Annotated in this window: 21 protein-coding genes and 1 tRNA gene; 14 read left to right on the top strand and 8 right to left on the bottom strand. The window is 41.2% G+C overall.

Annotated elements, in window-relative coordinates:
• Nucleotides 1-55: 55 nt before the first annotated feature.
• Nucleotides 56-1,834 (bottom strand): PocR ligand-binding domain-containing protein, encoded by a 1,779-nt coding sequence (locus tag B9N78_RS02650; RefSeq protein ID WP_085097905.1) that lies wholly within the window; start codon nucleotides 1,832-1,834, stop codon nucleotides 56-58.
• A gap of 249 nt (nucleotides 1,835-2,083) precedes the next feature.
• On the opposite strand from B9N78_RS02650, the gene thiD reads away from it, so the two are divergent.
• The 4 genes from thiD to B9N78_RS02670 all read left to right on the top strand — a co-directional run bounded on the left by thiD (nucleotide 2,084) and on the right by B9N78_RS02670 (nucleotide 4,411).
• Entirely contained in the window at nucleotides 2,084-3,445 is a 1,362-nt protein-coding gene (thiD, locus tag B9N78_RS02655) for a bifunctional hydroxymethylpyrimidine kinase/phosphomethylpyrimidine kinase (RefSeq protein ID WP_085097907.1), read from the top strand.
• A gap of 150 nt (nucleotides 3,446-3,595) precedes the next feature.
• A tRNA-Leu gene (locus B9N78_RS02660) sits at nucleotides 3,596-3,679 on the top strand.
• Nucleotides 3,680-3,858: 179 nt separating this feature from the next.
• Entirely contained in the window at nucleotides 3,859-4,128 is a 270-nt protein-coding gene (locus B9N78_RS02665) for a DnaB-like helicase N-terminal domain-containing protein (RefSeq protein WP_085097909.1), read from the top strand.
• Complete coding sequence (locus tag B9N78_RS02670) at nucleotides 4,064-4,411, top strand: hypothetical protein (RefSeq protein ID WP_137982474.1); 348 nt, start codon at nucleotides 4,064-4,066, stop codon at nucleotides 4,409-4,411. The genes B9N78_RS02665 and B9N78_RS02670 overlap by 65 nt, the downstream gene beginning before the upstream one ends.
• Here the strand turns inward: B9N78_RS02670 and B9N78_RS02675 are convergent.
• The 5 genes from B9N78_RS02675 to B9N78_RS02695 all read right to left on the bottom strand — a co-directional run bounded on the left by B9N78_RS02675 (nucleotide 4,404) and on the right by B9N78_RS02695 (nucleotide 7,995).
• Nucleotides 4,404-4,667: a helix-turn-helix domain-containing protein gene (locus B9N78_RS02675; protein WP_085097915.1), complete on the bottom strand. Its 264-nt coding sequence runs from the start codon at nucleotides 4,665-4,667 to the stop codon at nucleotides 4,404-4,406. The genes B9N78_RS02670 and B9N78_RS02675 overlap by 8 nt on opposite strands.
• 24 nt (nucleotides 4,668-4,691) lie before the next feature.
• Nucleotides 4,692-5,042, bottom strand: coding sequence for a type II toxin-antitoxin system RelE/ParE family toxin (locus B9N78_RS02680; RefSeq protein WP_212637006.1), 351 nt, complete (start codon nucleotides 5,040-5,042; stop codon nucleotides 4,692-4,694).
• Between the two features lie 291 nt (nucleotides 5,043-5,333).
• Nucleotides 5,334-6,536 (bottom strand): permease, encoded by a 1,203-nt coding sequence (locus B9N78_RS02685; RefSeq protein ID WP_085097922.1) that lies wholly within the window; start codon nucleotides 6,534-6,536, stop codon nucleotides 5,334-5,336.
• A 135-nt stretch (nucleotides 6,537-6,671) separates the two neighbouring features.
• Complete coding sequence (locus B9N78_RS02690; protein ID WP_085097924.1) at nucleotides 6,672-7,175, bottom strand: Spy/CpxP family protein refolding chaperone; 504 nt, start codon at nucleotides 7,173-7,175, stop codon at nucleotides 6,672-6,674.
• A gap of 361 nt (nucleotides 7,176-7,536) precedes the next feature.
• Nucleotides 7,537-7,995 (bottom strand): hypothetical protein, encoded by a 459-nt coding sequence (locus B9N78_RS02695; protein ID WP_085097927.1) that lies wholly within the window; start codon nucleotides 7,993-7,995, stop codon nucleotides 7,537-7,539.
• Nucleotides 7,996-8,181: 186 nt separating this feature from the next.
• Here B9N78_RS02695 and B9N78_RS02700 point away from each other — a divergent pair, with 186 nt between their 5' ends.
• Complete coding sequence (locus tag B9N78_RS02700) at nucleotides 8,182-9,063, top strand: tetratricopeptide repeat protein (RefSeq protein ID WP_085097930.1); 882 nt, start codon at nucleotides 8,182-8,184, stop codon at nucleotides 9,061-9,063.
• Nucleotides 9,064-9,348: 285 nt separating this feature from the next.
• Nucleotides 9,349-9,639 carry a hypothetical protein gene (locus tag B9N78_RS02710; RefSeq protein ID WP_085097935.1) on the top strand — a complete coding sequence of 97 codons (291 nt, stop codon included), beginning with the start codon at nucleotides 9,349-9,351 and terminating at the stop codon, nucleotides 9,637-9,639.
• 232 nt (nucleotides 9,640-9,871) lie between these two features.
• Here the strand turns inward: B9N78_RS02710 and B9N78_RS02715 are convergent, their stop codons facing one another.
• Nucleotides 9,872-10,468: a LysE family translocator gene (locus B9N78_RS02715; protein WP_085097937.1), complete on the bottom strand. Its 597-nt coding sequence runs from the start codon at nucleotides 10,466-10,468 to the stop codon at nucleotides 9,872-9,874.
• A gap of 146 nt (nucleotides 10,469-10,614) precedes the next feature.
• Here B9N78_RS02715 and B9N78_RS02720 point away from each other — a divergent pair, with 146 nt between their 5' ends.
• Together B9N78_RS02720 and B9N78_RS02725 are read left to right on the top strand one after the other, a co-directional pair.
• Nucleotides 10,615-11,499: a LysR family transcriptional regulator gene (locus tag B9N78_RS02720; protein WP_085097940.1), complete on the top strand. Its 885-nt coding sequence runs from the start codon at nucleotides 10,615-10,617 to the stop codon at nucleotides 11,497-11,499.
• 57 nt (nucleotides 11,500-11,556) lie between these two features.
• A complete protein-coding gene (locus B9N78_RS02725; RefSeq protein WP_085097943.1) occupies nucleotides 11,557-12,567 on the top strand; it encodes a DUF3089 domain-containing protein in 1,011 nt (336 codons plus the stop codon).
• 51 nt (nucleotides 12,568-12,618) lie between these two features.
• Here the strand turns inward: B9N78_RS02725 and B9N78_RS02730 are convergent, their stop codons facing one another.
• Nucleotides 12,619-13,038: a hypothetical protein gene (locus B9N78_RS02730; RefSeq protein ID WP_085097945.1), complete on the bottom strand. Its 420-nt coding sequence runs from the start codon at nucleotides 13,036-13,038 to the stop codon at nucleotides 12,619-12,621.
• A 259-nt stretch (nucleotides 13,039-13,297) separates the two neighbouring features.
• On the opposite strand from B9N78_RS02730, the gene B9N78_RS02735 reads away from it, so the two are divergent.
• From B9N78_RS02735 to B9N78_RS02760, 6 genes are all read left to right on the top strand, one after another.
• A complete protein-coding gene (locus B9N78_RS02735; RefSeq protein ID WP_085097947.1) occupies nucleotides 13,298-14,464 on the top strand; it encodes a THUMP domain-containing class I SAM-dependent RNA methyltransferase in 1,167 nt (388 codons plus the stop codon).
• Nucleotides 14,465-14,553: 89 nt separating this feature from the next.
• Nucleotides 14,554-14,922 (top strand): response regulator, encoded by a 369-nt coding sequence (locus B9N78_RS02740; protein WP_085097950.1) that lies wholly within the window; start codon nucleotides 14,554-14,556, stop codon nucleotides 14,920-14,922.
• A gap of 94 nt (nucleotides 14,923-15,016) precedes the next feature.
• On the top strand, nucleotides 15,017-16,000 hold the full coding sequence (locus B9N78_RS02745) for a PhoH family protein (RefSeq protein WP_085097953.1): 984 nt from the start codon (nucleotides 15,017-15,019) through the stop codon (nucleotides 15,998-16,000).
• A complete protein-coding gene (gene ybeY, locus B9N78_RS02750; RefSeq protein ID WP_170921364.1) occupies nucleotides 15,997-16,452 on the top strand; it encodes an rRNA maturation RNase YbeY in 456 nt (151 codons plus the stop codon). The genes B9N78_RS02745 and ybeY overlap by 4 nt, the downstream gene beginning before the upstream one ends.
• A 193-nt stretch (nucleotides 16,453-16,645) precedes the next feature.
• Nucleotides 16,646-17,623: an ornithine carbamoyltransferase gene (argF, locus tag B9N78_RS02755; RefSeq protein WP_085097956.1), complete on the top strand. Its 978-nt coding sequence runs from the start codon at nucleotides 16,646-16,648 to the stop codon at nucleotides 17,621-17,623.
• A gap of 20 nt (nucleotides 17,624-17,643) precedes the next feature.
• Nucleotides 17,644-18,888, top strand: a complete 1,245-nt coding sequence (locus B9N78_RS02760) for an argininosuccinate synthase (RefSeq protein WP_085097959.1) — start codon at nucleotides 17,644-17,646, stop codon at nucleotides 18,886-18,888.
• Nucleotides 18,889-19,008 lie beyond the last annotated feature (120 nt).

Genomic DNA, 19,008 nt, shown 5'->3' on the forward strand with positions numbered 1-19,008 from the left:
GGAGATGTGAGGCTGGCAAGAGCAGAGCATAGTGTTGTCGGTTTATAACGCCTTTCTATGTTCGATCGGCAAAGGGCAGTTTAATGGTGAATTTAGTCCAAGAACCGGGTTTTGATTGTACTTCCAGAGATCCATTATGCTGGTTGACTATAATGAAATATGAGATAGAAAGGCCCAGTCCCGTACCTTTGCCAATTTCTTTTGTGGTATAAAAAGGTTCAAAAATTCTTTTTCGATCTTGTTCGCCAATACCTGTGCCACTATCTTCTATCTCAATAATAGCTATCTCATTTTGTTGACTTATCCTGCATATAAAGCGTGGCTTATCGTCAGAATATTCTTTTCCCGACATAGATTCAGCTCCGTTCTTTAATATATTAAGAAGTACTTGCTGAATTTCATTACCTTCGCATTTGATAGCAGGTATGTTCCGGTCATAGTCTTTAATAATTTCAATTTTTTTAAAATCATATTTTTTGTTCAAATTGTAATCGTTTTCAATCAGTTCCAGAGTATTATCTAAAAGATCAATTAAACTATGCTCGGTAAAATTTGATTCACTTTTACGACTGAAATTTAAAACGTTGCTGATGATTAAAGACGCTCGATGCCCGGCGTTGATTATACCGTCAACCATGCGTGGTATTTCGCGCCGGGTGAGGTATTCTTGTAAATTTGGCAAAGATATATTACACTTTTGAGCTGTATCACTGTTTTTTTCAAGGTCACCAAAGAGACGGTTTTTAATATTGTATGCATATCCTATAATACCGGCTAACGGGTTATTGATTTCGTGGGCCATCCCGGCCGCAAGGCCGCCAATTGACATCATCTTTTCTGATTGAATCATCATCTTTTCCAGATTTATCCGATCCGTGACATCATCAATGCGAATTACCGCTCCGCTAACTCCGTTTTCGACTAAAGGATAGATAGTGAGGTCTTCGTATTTTGTTTCGTTATTAATGATACAGGGCTTGGCACTTTCCAGTTTTTTTTGTCTAGTTGCTATGGCAAGTTTTATTTTATCCATTTCCGAGGATAGTCGGGGAAGAACTTTTTCCAAGGGCTGCCCGACAGCCTGCTTAGATGCCAAACTTGATACCTGTTCGGCTCCCTTGTTCCATTGGGTAATTATTCCATCAAGATTAACACCGATCAGAGCAGAGGGCATTGAATCGATTATGTTGGAAAGGTAGTTTTGTAAGTTACGAAGTTCTTTTTCTGCAATCTTTCTTTGCGAAATTTCTTGTTTGTATTTCATACTGCTGGAGGCTAATTCTGATAAGAAATCAGCCAGAGCAGTGTTGTATTTTAATGTTTGTTGTACTTGTTCTCTTGTAAATCTTGGAATTTCAGCGAGAGCTTCAAGGTATTTTTCTTTGTCGAATCCTAATCTTTCTGCCTGATTAATAAAAAAGCTTATATCTGGTTCTTCATTTATATAAAAAAATTGTCCAAGAAAAAAAGTGGCTATGTGTGTGCCCATGCAATGTACCGGTACACCTATATCCCATAGCCCATTGCGACATTTATTAGCGAAGTATTGGCCATGTTTAATTTTATCAGTGATGGCTGTATCGCTCGCAATACATTTGGCATTTGTTTCTGGATGAACTCTATGAAAATCTGTACATATCTTTTGCCATCCGGCATCTGCGTATACTTCCCCCGTGATTGCATCTATTATTCCGGATGGCATTCCTGTCGCACTATAACTTACTTCAAGCATTTTCTGAAGTTCATCAAATTTAATTAAATCTTTGAATAACAGCTTAGGAGCCTCTTCATTTTCAGGGGTTGCATAATGATTTTTATCAATTGGTTTAGCCATAAAGGACTCTTGTAGATGACTGCTGATTTATTTAAATGTTGTTAATTTTATACGGATAGTTAAGTAATATTAAATCATGCTACAAAATTTATGTCTAGTAATTGTGCGTCATTCAGTTGAACATATCGGCTTAGAATTAGCAGATCATCGCAGTTGACCGAAAGAAGGTCGACAGCTAAAAGGTGATTAAAATTTAGTCGGCAGTAAAAAAATGTTATATAAAATATATATGTTGCCTAAGGAGGCAAAATGAATTCGCTTCCATGTGTATTAACGATAGCCGGGTCGGATTCCGGCGGTGGTGCCGGGATTCAAGCTGACCTTAAAACAATATCCATGTTAGGCTGTTACGGAGCAAGTGCCATTACGGCCATTACTGCTCAGAATACAGTTACAGTGTCCGGTATTGAGCCTGTAACTCCGGAATTTGTCGCATTACAGATTGAAACGGTTTGTGCCGATATTAATGTTAAAGCTGCAAAGACTGGTATGTTGTTTTCTGCTTCGATAATAAAATCTGTCGCAACGGCTTTAGCCGGCAAATCTTTTCCACTTGTTGTTGATCCTGTCTGCGTTGCAACCAGCGGTGCAAGACTTCTTAAGGAAGATGCAGTGGAAGCAATGAAGAGATTGTTTCCATTAGCTGATCTAATTACTCCTAACATACCGGAAGCAGAGCTTTTTGCGGATATGGAAATTAAAACCCGTGAAGACGTATTCAAAGCAATTGAAATTCTCCTTGAAACGGGACCGAAAGCCGTTTTGATTAAAGGCGGGCATTTTGATTCTGTTGCGGCAACGGATTGGCTTGGTATTAAAGGTCAAAAACCGATTCCTTTCATGCAGCAGCGGGTTAAAACTAAAAATACTCATGGCACAGGATGCACTCTTTCCGCTGCGATAGCTTCCGGTCTGGCAAAAGGGCAGAATCTTGTTACCGCAATTTTAGGAGCTCAAAAATATCTGAATCTTGCCCTCCGTGCCGGGTTTAACCTTGGTGAAGGCGGCGGGCCTCCAAATCACCTTGCACCTATGTTGATTACTGGTATGAAAGAGAGCGTTTTGTCAGATCTGCATGAATGTGGATTACGGCTGACTAAAATGGACGGACTTTATAAGTTAATTCCAGAGAGCCGGATGAATGTTGCCGCGGCCCTTCCTTGCGCTTCTGAGATAGATGATGTCGCAGCATTTACCGGGCGTATTGGATGCACCCGCAAGGGGGAAATTATTGTAGGCGGTTCTCCGGCTTTCGGAGCATCAGCACATATGGCAAAAGTTGTTCTTTGCGCCAGGAAACATAACCCCGAGATTAACTGTGCTGTCGGCATTAAGTATGATGATCAAATTTTAGCCGCTGTTGCAAAGTGCGGCTTCGTTGAAGCATGGTTTGATCTTGCAGATAAACCTGACAACTTGAATAGAGAGATCGGAAGTCATCTTGAATGGGGAACATGTGAGGCTCTTGCACATCATGATGATGTAACCAAAGTGGATGTTGTCTGCGATCCCGGGGATATTGGGGTTGAGCCTTTTGTAAGAATTTTAGGAAAGGATTTTCAAGACCTTGAAGAAAAACTTAAGCGTTTAATCGGATTTTTGAAAAACTAAGTACAAAAACGTAGGAAATGTTAACATAAAGTGTAATTTTGGTTGACAATGTTTAACGGTCTCTATATTAACCATCTTCTGTCGCCGCGGTTCTAAACTCAATCTTATTGATTAAGTGTAATTACCGTGTAATAATAGACAAAACTGGTTGCGAGAGTGGCGGAATTGGTAGACGCACTGGATTTAGGATCCAGCGGCTAGTCCGTGAGAGTTCGAGTCTCTCCTTTCGCACCAACCAGAATAAAAACAGCTCCTTAGATAGATGTTTAGTACATCAGTCTTGGGAGCTTTTTTTATGGGTTTTGCCCTTATTTCTCCCCCTCAAGAGTTTGTTGGTTATATTTGAAGGTGAAAAATTGTGGTTTAAGCTCGTGTTGCTACGGTCAAATCAGGTCCTGTAGCTTGGGGCTTAAATGAGTACGCTTGCGCCTCCCAATAATCTTGAGCTTGAAAGGGCTGCTCTTGGTGCTGTTTTACGTAGCAGTGGACAAAATATTGATTCGCTGCTTCCTATCTTAAAATCACCTGATCATTTTTACAGTCCAGTTCACCAGGATCTATGGCGGACTATTCTGGCCATGCATCGTGACCAGATCCCCGTAGATATAGTAACGCTTAATGATCGGCTTATTAAAAACGGTCGATCAGATGCTTGTGGCGCAGCTTGGGCAGAATCTTATTGAACATGCTTATTCAGGTGACGCGGATCCGGCTGAGTTCGCTGTGTCTGCTCAAGGTGTAATTGATTCTGTTCTGGAAGGGCGCATTGATGTGACCGCGCAGAAGCCGTCCGAGATCATACGTGGATATGTAAAGTATCTTGAGGATCTGGAAAAGCGGGGCGGTTATGGTATGGTTGTCAGGCCGGTTGAAATTGTTACGGGGCTGGAGAACATCGGCAAGCTGTTCGGAGTGGGGCGCAACACTGTACGGATTTGGCAGAAGGACAAGGGCGCACCTAAGTAATCTTAACGATATACCCGAGTCTGACCAGCCAAGTAAAAAGTCTATCTGTTGTTGCGAGGGTAATATTTCCTCTTAATATTTTCGATAAGGTCGGCTGATCTGTGCCGCAAATCTCTGCCGCCATGGTCTGGGTGATTCCACGAACCTTGATGGCATTTTGAATTTCCATGATGATATTAGCCTTGTAGGTTAACTCTTCCGGTTGTTCTAAGCCAAGGTCTGCAAACACATTTCCTGATCCAGCTTCTATTGTCATAGTGGATACCTCTAATTATTCTGTTTATTCTTTATCTGCTTTCAAAGTTTCTTTGTATCTGGCTTGAATCTTATCAATATCGGCTTTCGGGGTAGCTTTGCCGCTTTTTGATTTCATTTGAAATGACTGCAAGACATATACTCCTTTATCGAGCTTAGCCACGTACATGGTTCTAAATGTATCCGTGTCATGGTCTATGCTGATTTCAATTACACCGGAGCCGCCTTGTTTAAACGCTTTAGCGTTCTCCGGCGTTCTTCCGTCCTGAACTACATGCAGAGCGTATCCTACACATTGCCTTACTTCTACAGGTTGCCCGAGAAGATCTTTAAGGCTGGTTCCGACCCAGAACAGCTGACGTTGATTTACACTCATGGGTTTAATCATGGTAAATTTGCCATAACGGCAAGATGTTTTTGTGCGAAGACGCATGTGCTTTGGGAGTGGAGTAAGGAGAATACTTGGGTTGGGGATTATCATGTTTGTTAATTTAACCAATCTTGATTTTAGTGTGGTCGTTTTGTGACTATAACTCGTAACGATGGAACATTCCTTGGAGCACCCAAGGATGAAATAATGTTGCGCCCGGGAGACATGCTGGTTGTCTATGGAAAACTCCCGAATTGAGAAATTGGATGAGCGGCGGCGCAGAACCGCAGAAAAACATTACAGAGGAAGAAATACTCCTACAACAAGCCAGCCATAGGCAGCCAGGGAAACCCCCAGGAGGATTCGGTCACCTATTGTAGCAGATCCATGTGACATTTCGGCGTGCCCGGCCAGTCGCTTCCAGCCCCAGAAAACGACTGAAAGCGTGATGAACGCCAGATTCAGTGCCAGAGTTAAGTCAACGGCAAAAAAGGTCCGGTCCGAAATCATACGCGCGGGAGCACCGCCCGGCAACAGGTCGAAGGCGGCAAAACCATAGTGCAGTATCACCGAGGTGGAAACGAGCACGAAAAGCAGTACTGCCATCAAGTACATGGCCATCTTCCAGCCATAATAGCGAGCCTGTATACGGAGTATTGGAAAAACTACTAAATCGCTGAAGATGAAGGCCATGACTCCAGCAAAACTGACGCCATTGTTGAACAGCACCGCTGCCAGGGGGATATTGCCCATGGAGCCTATGAAGGTAAAAAAAGCGGCAATCGGCCCGACCACTGCTTGGGCCAGTACCTGCCAGAAGGCCGGATCGGCTACGTCCGAACTGATGAAAAGCACCTGAAAGAACGCCCTCGGCACAAAGGCGGAAATAATACCGGCCACGGTAAAACCGATGGTCACGTCCTTCCAGACCATATCCCACTCCATGACATAACGGTGGGCGACCCGATGCCATCCTTCGCTGGAGGTTATGAGCTTGCGCCAGTCCTGCTCTTCGTCCTCTTCCTCGTCCCCAGTCTGCTCCCGGGCATGTTCACGAGCCTGACTCTCAAGTCCCTTTGGAAGAGTGAGTCGCACCACAATCCACATGATAAGTATAAGAAGGATACCTCCGATATATTCTCCAGCCACGAACTGCCAAGACAGAAAAACACCAATGATGATTCCGAGCTCCACGACAAGATTGGTGGAGGCCAGCATGAACGCCAACGCGGGCACCAACCCTGCTCCTTTGACAAAAAGCGAACGGGTGGTGGAAAGGGCTGCAAAACTGCATGAGCTGGAGATAAAACCAAAAAAAGTCCCCAGCGTTACGCTGCCTACTGAGGTTTCTCCCATACCCTGTTTCATCCTCTTGCGGGTCATGAACACCTGGATCATGCTACTGACCAGATAACCAAGTCCAAAAGCCCAGAATGCCATCCAGAACAGACCCAGGGATGTCACAGCCGCTTCATGCCACAATGTAAAAAAAATCTTCATGTCTCTCCTTTTGCAACGGACACGTATTAAAGTCTTAAGTATGAAGATAACACAAAATTAGTGCTCATAACAAAATCCGCCCCCTCCGTTAAATATGGAGAGGGCGCAGATGCAAGAAAAACATTTTCAATTATATTACTGCATCATACCGCGATTTCCGTATCCTTGTTGAGCGCCGCGTGGAGAATATCGGCCGCCGTCCATCATCATGTCCATCATATCCATCATTCCGCCATGCATCATGCCCATGCCGTAGTAGGATATTCCTTTTTCGCGCATGTCAGCCTGCATTTCCACTTGAAGCTCATAACACTGAGCTATTAGAGCTCCAACTTCCTTGGCGAGAGCTGTTGTCTGCTTTCTGTTGATTTTATCCTGAGCAAGAATTCCATTCAGCTGCACTCGCTTTGCCCACATTGCGTCTTTGAGCTTTGCGAAGGAAGGTTGATACTTACTGGTAATTTCCTGAAAGGTCTTCTCCTGCTCGGGCGTCGGTTGGTAGTTATTCCACATGCTGTTAGATCTCATTCCTCCACCATATCCCATTCCCCCACCTGATCCCATCATCTGCCCAAAGGCAGCTGAAGAGAAAAGGAGCATAAACATCATACACGAAAACAGAGTGATTTTTTTTGTCATTGCTAACCCTCCTATAGGTTGTATCTATTTCTAGGCTAACATTGTGCTGTTTATATTACTACCGTTAATATTTTTTTCATGCTGTTCGAGAAGAAAGTACTGTTGTTAACAACCACCATTTTCTGGCTTTATTTGTTCAGGTGCTTCAACATACCTTTATTCCCTAGCGTGCTCCGGCAGCTCCTGTGAAGTCGCTAAAAGAGATTAAAGCCGCACAACTAAGATCAGATAATGCTAAAAAAGCAGCGCAGGCCAGATGGGGAAAGGTTAAGGGAGTAGGGAAGTAGGAATTGTTAATGGTTTGGAATATGAAAATAGTAAACCCCGCGCGAGCGGGGTGCTTTTGTTATGTTCAGGTATATTAAAATGGCATTCCGTTGTTTACGGGGATACTGAAGCCCCTCGAGGGAGTCTTTTGTGCCCAATCTGCCCATGATACTAACCCTACAGCATCGTTATCACCGTCTTTGTTTTTCCACTCTATTATAGCATATCCTGTGAAGACTGTATTCAAAGGATATCCTCTAATAATACAGCCTGCGCTTTTCCCTGCACCAATTTCTGTATCTCCGGCTTGTAAGTTCTCATATTCAACGTTTCCTGCGTAGATTGTTGCGTCTTTATTGTAGATAGATATTTTTACAATAAGATCGTGGTCGGTAAAGTTTGAAATTCTTATATGTGAAGATTGGTAGTTTGTTCCGCCGTTATCAAATGCATACCAGTAGGGAACGATTGCCTTACCACTACCCGCAAAAGCAAATGATTGAGCCGCAATCAGCATAAAGCATGAAGTCAGTAAGATTTTAAAAACTTTCATCGTAAAATCTCCTTTAAAATAAAATGTTTACAATATTATAAGACGCATGATTCGTCGTTATATTGTATCTAAATGATTTTCAATAAGATTTTAGATTTAGGGGAGGAGGGGCGTATAAGGTGAACCTTAGTTGGTCTTGAGAAAATTTTCTGTATAAGATAGGTCAGCCCAATAAAAGGGGTTATTATGAAAAAAATAGGTGTACTGATTTTATTGATAGTAGGGTTGAGCTTGTCGGGATGTGCGTTAAAAACTCAAGAGCAGCGTAATCGTGAAGTTATTAAAACAATGCAGCTACTTCAATCTGCAAGTGAAAATCATAGTGCCAGAAATTTTGAAGGGATGCTTGTAGATGCAAACGAAGGGTTAAAAATAGATCCTAAGCGAGTCATGTTTCTTTTGAATAAGGCTGTAGCAAATTTTCACCTTGGGAATACTGTCGGAGCCAGAAAGGATATAAATCAGGCTATAAAACTTATGGAAAGCGGGCAATGGTCCGAGGGTGAAACAAAGGTTCGTACACAGGAAGATGCTCGGATAGAGGCAGGGGCTAGGGTGATTCTATATTCATGGCGTGGGTTGATAGATAGTAATATTATTCCGTATAATCTATTAACAAAAAGTCAAAAAAAGGCTTTCCCTATTAAAGTTTCAGATGAGTACATGTTCGCAGGGATCGACGAAAGTCCGAACCTAGAGTCTCCTGGATTGGTCGCATGTTATATTTATGCTAATACTGATAAGGGTGACCCTCTCTCCTTTATTATAATAACTCAATCGGAATTAGACCAACGTTATTTTTATACAAAAGAAGATGTGAATAATTCTCAAAAAAAAGTTGTAGATTTTGATGTGGATTTATCCCTTCGGAACCGATGGGGGGCTATTCTTCCTGTTTTTCCAAAGGGCAAGTATGATCATAATATGCGAATAAAAATGATTTCTGCGCAAAAGTCTTTGTGTATCAGTTTCTTTTCTCCTGTCGGCAGTAAAATGGCAAAGATGAGTTTTGACGAACTTCTTCATGGCAACATCACTAAATACCCTAAAGAATTCGAAACTCCCTAGTTTTTAATTTAAGACATACGCTATAGCTGATTGTGATCATTTAAATTGTAAAGACAAAATAGAATACCCCGCCTAGCGGGGTATTCTTTTGCCTGAAATTTCTCCATCCTCATACCCCTGTCAACCCCCCCTCCACTGATCTGTGACGATCTGTGGCGATCTCTCACGTCCTCACTCCAAAAACCCATGTTACTGATTTCATAAGCGTGGAAACTTTGTTTTCCTTCTATCCTCGTGCCGTCCGTATCCTTAACTCTGGGTACGGACGGCAAACCGGAGTTTGCTGTGAATCAGATTATCGATCCAGAACTTAGAAAAGAAATAGCCTTGGTGGTTGCTGAAGGTGTGGCTCTTGCTATGAAGGAATACGATAAGTGTTCCTGCAATCTTTCAGCTGATGCTGCACAAGAGGTTGGTCATTTTATGGGCATGGTTCGGGATATCGGCGGCAGTAAACATTCCAATGGCATTGAAGCCATGCGGGAACATCACAAGGCTGTCGGTCTTATGCTCGAAGGTCGCCGTGCTTTCTGGTGCATGGTTTTTAAGATGGCGGGTACTGCCTTGGTCGGGTAATCACCCCGATGCAAAACTGAGAATGGCTGCATAGCTTCTACTTGAAAGAACTATTAAAAATGGGATGATTACCTATCCATTTCATAACTGCTCCTCTCTGTCCTTTGTCTGTCCCTCAATTTGCAATCCATAATATTATTAGCGTATCGTTTGTACTCATTAAAAGAGAATATGATAAATCCATTGAGTTTAAATAAGAATAGTATCGATATGCTATGGTGGTGCTCTGTTGTTAGTATACAGATTCAAAGAATAGATAGGCTGCGCAGGTACAGAGCAGACTTCCCATGGAAACGTTAAAGATTCTTATTTTATTTGGTGTACTCAGTATGATTCCGACCTTGCTTCCCAAAATTGCCCACAGGGAAAGAGACAGGTAGCATATTGCAAAATAGAGAGTTGAAAATAATATTAGAGGATCATGTGACTTTTCATCCATAAACATTGAAAGACCTGCTATGCATGCTAACCATGCTTTAGGGTTGAGCCATTGCATGATGAAACCTTGTTTAAAGTTAGGACAATTGTTGTCTTCGATAGTAAGTTCAGGTTTTGCTGTGCCTATTTTGTAGCCAATATATATGATGAATGAAGATCCTGCTATTGACATATAATTTAAAAAAGTCGGGTAGGCTGTTACAAATTGCATAAGCCCGAGTCCAAGAGTGATCAGTAATAAAATAAATCCTATAGTAGCACCAGATATGAACGGTAGTGTTCTTCGAAACCCGTAGCTTGCGCCGGAAGCTACGATGACCATGTTGACTGGTCCCGGGGTAATGGACATTGTAAGAGAGAAAATGCACATAGCGGTAATTAGTGTAAACATGTTGTTTCCTTTTTGATATTGTTAAATAAAGATATATTTAAACTACGAGTGAGTTTTATTTTGGTCCAATTAAATGATTTGATTGGACTCATAAACAGCATTTATTGTTTTCAGGTGATATAGATAATTTTAGTGGGGATGAACGAATGGAGTTGTATCAGCTTGTTTCATTTGTTGTAGTGGCAGAAGAGGGGAATATGACCCGTGCTGCAACTCGTTTGAATTTGAGTCAGCCAGCAGTTAGTGCTCAGGTTAAATCTTTAGAGGAAGAGTTATGTTTTCCTCTTTTTCAAAGAACATCGAAAGGTATGAAGCTTACGCAGGAAGGGGTAATACTGAAGACAAAGGTTGATATTGTGCTGCGTGATGTTGATGATCTCAATAATGAAGTAGAAAAAATGCGAGGAAATGCCTTTAGCAAAATTACTCTTGGAGTTAACACAGATCCGGGACTTTTACGTTTGAAAGATATCTACAAAAAGTTAACGGACCAATATCCTGATATCTCCTTGACTGTGCAGGAGTCGATGAGTTGGGATGTGGTTGGAAAGTTGAATTCAAAAAAAATTGATTTAGGCTTTTCTTATATTGTTCCGCATGATGATAGAATTGATGCGCAACTACTTGGAGAAATAGATTTAACAGTTGTTGGACCGGAAGCATGGCGGAGTCTTTTGGACGGAAAAACTGAGAAAGATCTTGCCGCGTTCCCGTGGGTATGGACAAGTGAGCATTGTCCTCTGAATATGATTCTCACTGAATTTTTTGAAAGTATCAAAGAACAGCCTGTCAAAGCAATTGTTGTTGATCAGGAGGCAGCTATTTTGAAATTGGTTTCTGATGGTGTTGGTCTGTCTGTAATGCCCTCAAATAAAGTAAAAAACTTAGAGCACCAGTATGGGGTGTTTTCTGTTGCAAAATTGAATAAAAGACTAAAACTTTATATTCTTTGCCTTAAGCAACGGAAAATGAACCATAGCATTTCAATTTTTCTAGATGTGATTAAAGATGTATGGAGGGTGGGTGACTGATTAAATATATAGTGATATATTATATGCAATCAGCAAATATTTTCCAGGAGACAGCTAATGCAATACTTTTTAACCGCAATTCTTTTTTCATTTTTCAGCCTCTGTTTTGCTTTGCCCGTCTGGGCTGTGGAAGGCAATATTGAAAAATCACAACCTTCGCTAGAATGCATACCGGCTTGTCCGGATTACAGTAAAGATATCAGCTGGGCATCAAAACCCATAAATCCACAAAAAAATGTGGATGTTTTTTATGTATATCCAACTATCTACCCCGAGACATTTCCGAAAAATATGGATGTTTTCGATAAGTCCTTACGCGCAGATGTGCAAGGTTTACTCAAAGCACAGGCGGGTGTTTTTTCCGGATCGGCCAACTTGTTCGCTCCCTACTACCGTCAGGTAACATTCGCATGCCTTGATCAGAATCAGGATATGATGCTTAATTCGTATTTCCGCATCGGGGCTGACGACGTGCACAGGGCTTTTGATTACTACCTGAATTTTTTGAATAACGGCCGTCCATTTATTCTGGCAGCACACAGTCAGGGATCTGTGGTTCTGCTCGATCTGATTCGAAGCCGGTTCAAAGATCCTAAACTACAGAATGCACTTGTGGCAGCCTATCTCATTGGCTATTCCGTCACGGATAAAGATTTGAAAAATTACCCTTGGATAAAGCCAGCCCAAAAGGCGGATGACACTGGAGTGGTTATCTCTTGGAACACACAGGAACCCGGCGCAACAGGTTCACCGGTGCTGCGTTCCGGAGCAACCTGCATCAATCCATTGACGTGGACTACTGACGAAACTCCGGCCGACAAGAGCCTCAACTTAGGGGCCGTATTCTTTGATGATTTTAATGGTACCGTTATACGGGAAGTCCCACAATATACCGGAGCACGTGTTGATAAGAAAAGCGGAGCTCTTATTACCATTCCGCCGGATAAAATGGAGATTGGACATTTCCCGAAAGGCGTTTTGCATAAGTTTGATTATGCCTTCTGGTATCGAAACATTGAGAAAAACGTTCAGGATCGCATTAAGGCTTATTTAAAAAAACATAAGTAGATTGTACAAATACTCCGCTTATTAAGCGGAGTATTTGTTTGCTAGGAATATTTAGAAAGGCATACCATTGTTGATAAGAAGTTTGGGCATAGTTGATATGAGTCCTACAGTATCGTCTTCCCCATCTTTATTTTTCCACTCTATTATTCCATAACCGTTACTATCTGTCTCTGTTGATGTTGAAAAAGATGCTGTTTCGCCAGCACCTATTACTGTATTGTTGTCCTTGAAGTTGCTGTATTGAGGACCTGATGTAACAGTCGATGAATCTTCTTTGTATAGCGTTATTTTTACAACTAAGTCATGGGTTGAAATATTAGAAATATAAATGATATCCATTGCCCCCATCTGCCCCCCCCCCCCCAATGAAAGCCAGTGAGGGATTATAGCCTTACCACTACCAGCAAAAGCAAATGATTGAGCCGCGACTAGCATAAAACAAGAAATTAATAGAATTTTTAAAACTCTCATTCCAATCTCCCTAAAATTAAAAAGATTATAGTGTTATAAGAATACATGTCTTTCAATTATATTTTCTTTAAGTTGATTTCAATAGTTATTTTATATCATTATAAAAATGATCTAAAAATGGACATCGATAGATTAATCAAATGGCTTTTGAGATTTTTTTTCTGTGCTATAAAAGATTTGTGAATTTCAATTTTTCTGTATATCCGTTACAAACAATTTTAAATAGTCAATTACAAAAATCACGCTCAGTGAGGATATAATGTTAGATTTTGAACGTAAAAGTGTAGTTATGGTCACTTGTCCTAAAGGTTTTTCACCTTATCTCGCGGAAGAAATTTCGAAGATGGGTTTTGAAATAAGAAATGAATTTTTTGCCGGGGTCGAAACCAAAGCATCTCTTAACGAATGTATGCGGCTTAATCTTTGGAGTCGGTGCGGGCATCGCGTGTTGTACCAGCTTAAGAAGTTTAAGGCTGCAACTCCTGATCAGATGTATGACGAAGTCAGAGAAATGGAATGGGAACGAATCATTTCTCCCGATGATTATTTGACTATCACATCTTCAGTTATAACTGAAACTATTAATGATACCCGCTTTGCAAATGTGAAGGTTAAAGACGCTATTGTTGATAAGGTTCGCGAGAAATTAGGTCGTCGTCCTTCTTCAGGTCCGGATATGACCGGGATTATTGTTTTTCTCCACTGGAGAGATGATGATTGTACAATTTATCTTGATACATCCGGCGTACCGCTTTCTAAAAGAGGATATAGAAAGCTTCCGCACAAAGCTCCACTGCAGGAAACTCTGGCTGCAACTTTAATTAAAGCTTCCGGGTGGAATGGGCGCGGTAATTTTATTTCGCCTATGTGCGGTAGCGGAACTCTCGCTATTGAGGCAGCTTTAATCGCTCTTTCAGGAGCTCCTGGATTGATTCGCGAGACATATGCTTTTATGAATCTTCCGGGGTATAATGAAGCGTACTGGGATAATTTGTGTATTGAGGCTGAAGACAGAGAACGTAATGCGATTGACGGAAGAATTATAGCAACAGACCTTGACCCGGAAGCGGTAGAAGCTGCCCGTAAAAATGCCCGTGCCGCCGGTGTTGAACATCACATAGAGTTTGAAGTTTGTGATTTTCGTGAAACAGAAATTCCTGAAGGTAAGGGTATAATCTTTTTCAATCCAGAATATGGCGAAAGGCTTGGAACTTCTACTCTGCTGGAAAAAATTTATACGGCTATAGGCGATTTCTTGAAGAATAAATGCCAAGGCTATAAAGGGTATGTTTTTACCGGGAATTCAGATCTGGCAAAGTTTATAGGTCTTAAGACCTCACGAAGACTCCTTTTTTATAATGCAAAGATTGAGTGCAGGCTGCTCGAATATGAAATCTTTGCCGGTAGTGCTAAAAGAAGATATTAATTGGATTTTATTTTCAGATATGCTACTTAGATTTTTCTATGTTTATGGGGTCTAAGTAGCATATATTATAATTGTTAAGAGGTGCAGTTATGTCGCGGATTCTCGTAGTTGATGATGATCCTATTTCACGTCAAATTCTTCGAGCAATGCTGGAGAAAGAAGGGCACGTTGTTTCAGAAGCAGAAGATGGTGTTAAGGCGCTTAATAACTATGATAAAGGTTCAGTTGATCTTGTCATAACTGATATCTTTATGCCTGAAAAAGAAGGTGTTCAAACTGTCAGGGAACTTATTAAAGAAAATCCTGATGTTAAGATTATTGCCGTTTCCGGCGGCAGTTCATCGGCAAACTATGATTCGCTTGATTGGATAAAGATGTTCGGAGTGAAGTATACCTTCACTAAGCCTTTTAATTCAAAAGCAATTATCTCGGCTATCGATGACCTTTTATCTGAATAAATTTGCTTTGGACGCTCCTGCTGAAGCATTCTGTTGCATATTATCAAAACCTGCCGTATTTCTTCCTGACAAATCTTAGAAGAGTAGTGTTTAAATGTCAGAACAAGAAAAAATACGTGTAAAATTGGAATTTGATGATGCAGGGTTGTCGAGTACGCTTTTTGGTGCTCAAAATTCAAATCTTGATGCAATTTCAAACCTTTCCGGTGTGCAAATCAACAGCAGGGGTAACTCTCTGCAATTGATAGCTGACAGTCATGAGCTTATTGATCCTGTCGCCAAGTCATTCAGCCAACTTTATTCAGTGCTTAAATCCGGTAAAAAGGTTTTTCCGGAAGACGTTGAAGCTGCATATAAAATTTTATGCCGTAATCCCGCTGCGGACCTTATAAAAATATTTAGAGACGAATTGTTTTCAGTCTCTCCTAAAAAAACAATTTCCCCGCGAACTCTTACGCAGCGTGCCTATTTTTCCGCCATTCGTGAAAATGATATGGTATTTTCTATTGGTCCGGCCGGAACGGGTAAGACATATCTTGCTGTTGCTATGGCTGTTTATGCTTACACACGCAAAGAAGTTAAAAAAATTATCCTGACCAGACCAGCTGTAGAAGCAGGTGAAAAACTTGGGTTTTTACCCGGTGATCTTGTGGATAAGGTTAACCCATATATGCGTCCGCTTTACGATGCTCTTTATGATTTGCTGGATTTTGCAAAAGTTCAGGATATGATTGAAGAAAACATCATTGAAATAGCTCCCTTAGCTTTTATGCGCGGTAGAACACTTAGTAATGCATTCGTTATTCTTGACGAAGCACAAAATACCACTCCTGAACAAATGAAGATGTTTATTACCCGTCTTGGATTTGGGTCTAAGGCCGTAATTACAGGTGATATTACTCAAATTGATCTGCCGATAAATATTGCCTCAGGTTTGAGTGTTGCGAGCAATATACTTAAGGATGTTGAAGGGATAAGCTTTGTTAAATTTGAAGACAGTGATGTTGTAAGGCATCCTCTTGTTTCAAGAATAGTAAAGGCTTATGATTCATATGAATGCAGTGGCGGTAAAATATGACGCTATCACTGACATATGAATGCAGACCTGATTCCAATTTTCCTTTGAGCAAGAGGGAAGTGATGTTTATGGCTGAACTTCTGCTCAAGTCTTTAAATATTGAAGGGTTCGACTTTGATTTAAAAATAACTGATGATTCAGCGATTGCCGAGATTAATCAGGATTTTTTAGGTTGCGTAGGTCCTACCAATGTTTTGAGTTTTCCTTTTTCTGAAACACCTGATCTTGCCACGAACAAATATCTTGGCGAAATAGTTTTGTCTGTAGATACATTAGCACGTGAAACACGACTTTATGCTCAAGCCCCTGAAGAACATATGATCAGGCTTTTGGCTCATGCTTTACTTCATCTGGCCGGCTATGATCATGGGCCGGAAATGTACGCGCTTACAGATACTGCCGTTGAATCAGTAGCTCCTATTTTCAGACAGCGAATGGTGGGTTGGCAATGATAGCGCGCCAGCCCGTTTTTTTACAGCTAAGTGATTTATAAATACAGTTTGAACTGTTTTTGTTTATTTCGCCGATTTAATGCTATCCGCTTAAATTTCACTATAAAATATGGTTTACAATAGCAGCTTTTATGAGCAATAATTTTCAGTCATTGTTTTAAGAGCCTATTTACATACTATTTGGAGTTTAAAAATGATCAGACATTTACTTAAAATAAATGATGTTCCGCGTTCTGAACTCGGACAGATTTTACTCAGGGCAAAAGAACTTAAAGATAACAAGATCAGAAATAACTCTCTTGAAGGTAAGACTGTTATTCTGATTTTTGAAAAAGCTTCTACAAGAACCAGAGTCTCTTTTGATGTTGCGGTCGAACAGCTTGGCGGTCATTCAATTTTTATGACTCCTACTGAATCACAACTTGGAAGAAGTGAACCTCTCGAAGATACAGCTTATGTATTGTCCCGCTATGCTGACGCTCTTGTTGTAAGAACTTTTGAGCAGCAGAAGGTTCGCACTCTTGCAGAAAACGCTTCTATCCCGGTTATTAATGCTCTGACTGACAAGTATCATCCTTGCCAGGTCTTGAGTGATATGCTGACAATTTATGAAAGAACTCCTGATCTTGAGAATGTTCATGTTGCATGGGTCGGTGATGGCAACAACATGGCTCATTCATGGATTAATGCAGCAATATATTTCCCGATTTATCTCACATTGGCTTTCCCGAAAGGTTATGAACCTAATTCAGACGTTCTTGCCCGTGCTCTTGCTATGGGAGCAAAAATCAACATGAGCTATGATCCTATTGAAGCCGTTAAAGGGGCTCATTATGTGAATACTGATGTTTTTGCCTCTATGGGTCAGGAAAAAGAACAGGAAGAACGTATGAAATCTTTTCTGCCTTATCAGGTTAATGAAGAGCTTCTTGCTTACGCTGATCCTGATTGTAAAATTATGCATTGTCTTCCTGCCCACAGGGGGGAGGAAGTCACCGCTGATGTTCTTGACGGACCTAGATCTATTATCTTTGATCAGGCTGAAAACAGATTACATATGCAGAAAGCTATCTTGGAATGGGCTGTAAACGGCCTTGAAGTTGATCTTGAAGCCGTTGAGAAACTTCTTGGACCAGTGCAGGTTCTTCCAAATATTCATGCTGTAGAATAAAAATTTAGAAGGTATAAATAATGAGTAAAACAGAAAAAATTGAAAAAGTAGTATTGGCGTATTCAGGAGGTCTCGATACCTCTATTATATTAAAATGGATCAAACAGGAGTATGACTGCGAAGTTATCACTCTTACCGCTGACCTCGGACAGGGCGAAGAGCTGGACGGAATAGAGCAGAAAGCTCTTTCAACCGGAGCCAGCAAGGCTTTTATTGAAGATTTGCGTGAAGAATTTGCGCGTGATTTTATTTTTCCATGTTTCCGTGCCGGCGCAATCTACGAAGGCCGTTACCTTTTAGGTACATCCATTGCCCGTCCGCTTATCGCCAAAAGAATGGTTGAAATTGCTGAAAGAGAAGGTGCTCAGGCCGTTGCGCACGGAGCTACAGGAAAAGGTAATGATCAGGTTCGCTTCGAACTTGGTGCAATGGGTATGAATCCTAGACTTAAGACAATTGCTCCATGGCGTGAATGGGATCTTAAATCCCGTACCGACCTCATTAAGTTTGCTGAGGAAAATGGAATTGATATCCCGGTTTCGCGCAGCAAACCTTGGTCAATGGATGCCAATCTTCTACATGTAAGCTTTGAAGGTTCTGAGCTTGAAGATCCTTGGAATGCTCCGTCTCCTGAATCTTACAGATATTGTACTCCAATTGAAAAAGCTCCTGATGAAGCTGAAATTATTACTATAGATTTTGAATGCGGTGATCCTGTCGCCATTAACGGAGTCAGCCATTCTCCTGCGGCTTTAGTTGAAAAGCTCAACGAAATCGGCGGAAAGCATGGTATCGGACGGGTTGATATGGTTGAGAACCGTTTTGTAGGTATGAAATCCCGCGGTGTTTACGAAACACCGGGTGGAACTATTATTCATGTTGCTCATCGTGATCTTGAAGGTCTTTGCATGGACCGCGAAGTTATGCATCTTCGTGACAGCCTTATTCCTAAATATGCCGAAATGGTATATAACGGATACTGGTATGCTCCGGAGCGTATAGCTTTGCAGGCAATGATTGATAAGACTCAGGAAAAAATTACCGGAACAGTAAGAGTTAAACTCTACAAAGGTAATGTCGTTCCTGAAGGGCGTAAGTCGCCTTATTCTCTCTATCGTTCTGATCTTGCAACATTTGAAGAAGATGATGTTTATGATCAGAAAGATGCTGCAGGTTTCATCAAACTTATCGGTTTAAGATTGAAGGGTAAAACTGCAGAATCTGGAAGCAACTGGCTGAAAGACGGCGAGTCCGGTGATAAATAGTTAAACAGTATCGCTCAGGCAGATACTTTCTGCCTGAGCTTTTTAATCCTGCCGGTGTCGATTCATTTCAATTATTTGGACTGATATCTGATCCATGGCAGGATTTTTATTTAAAAAATA

It is taken from the genome of Desulfovibrio gilichinskyi (assembly GCF_900177375.1).
GTDB classification, from domain to species: Bacteria; Desulfobacterota; Desulfovibrionia; order Desulfovibrionales; family Desulfovibrionaceae; genus Maridesulfovibrio; species Maridesulfovibrio gilichinskyi.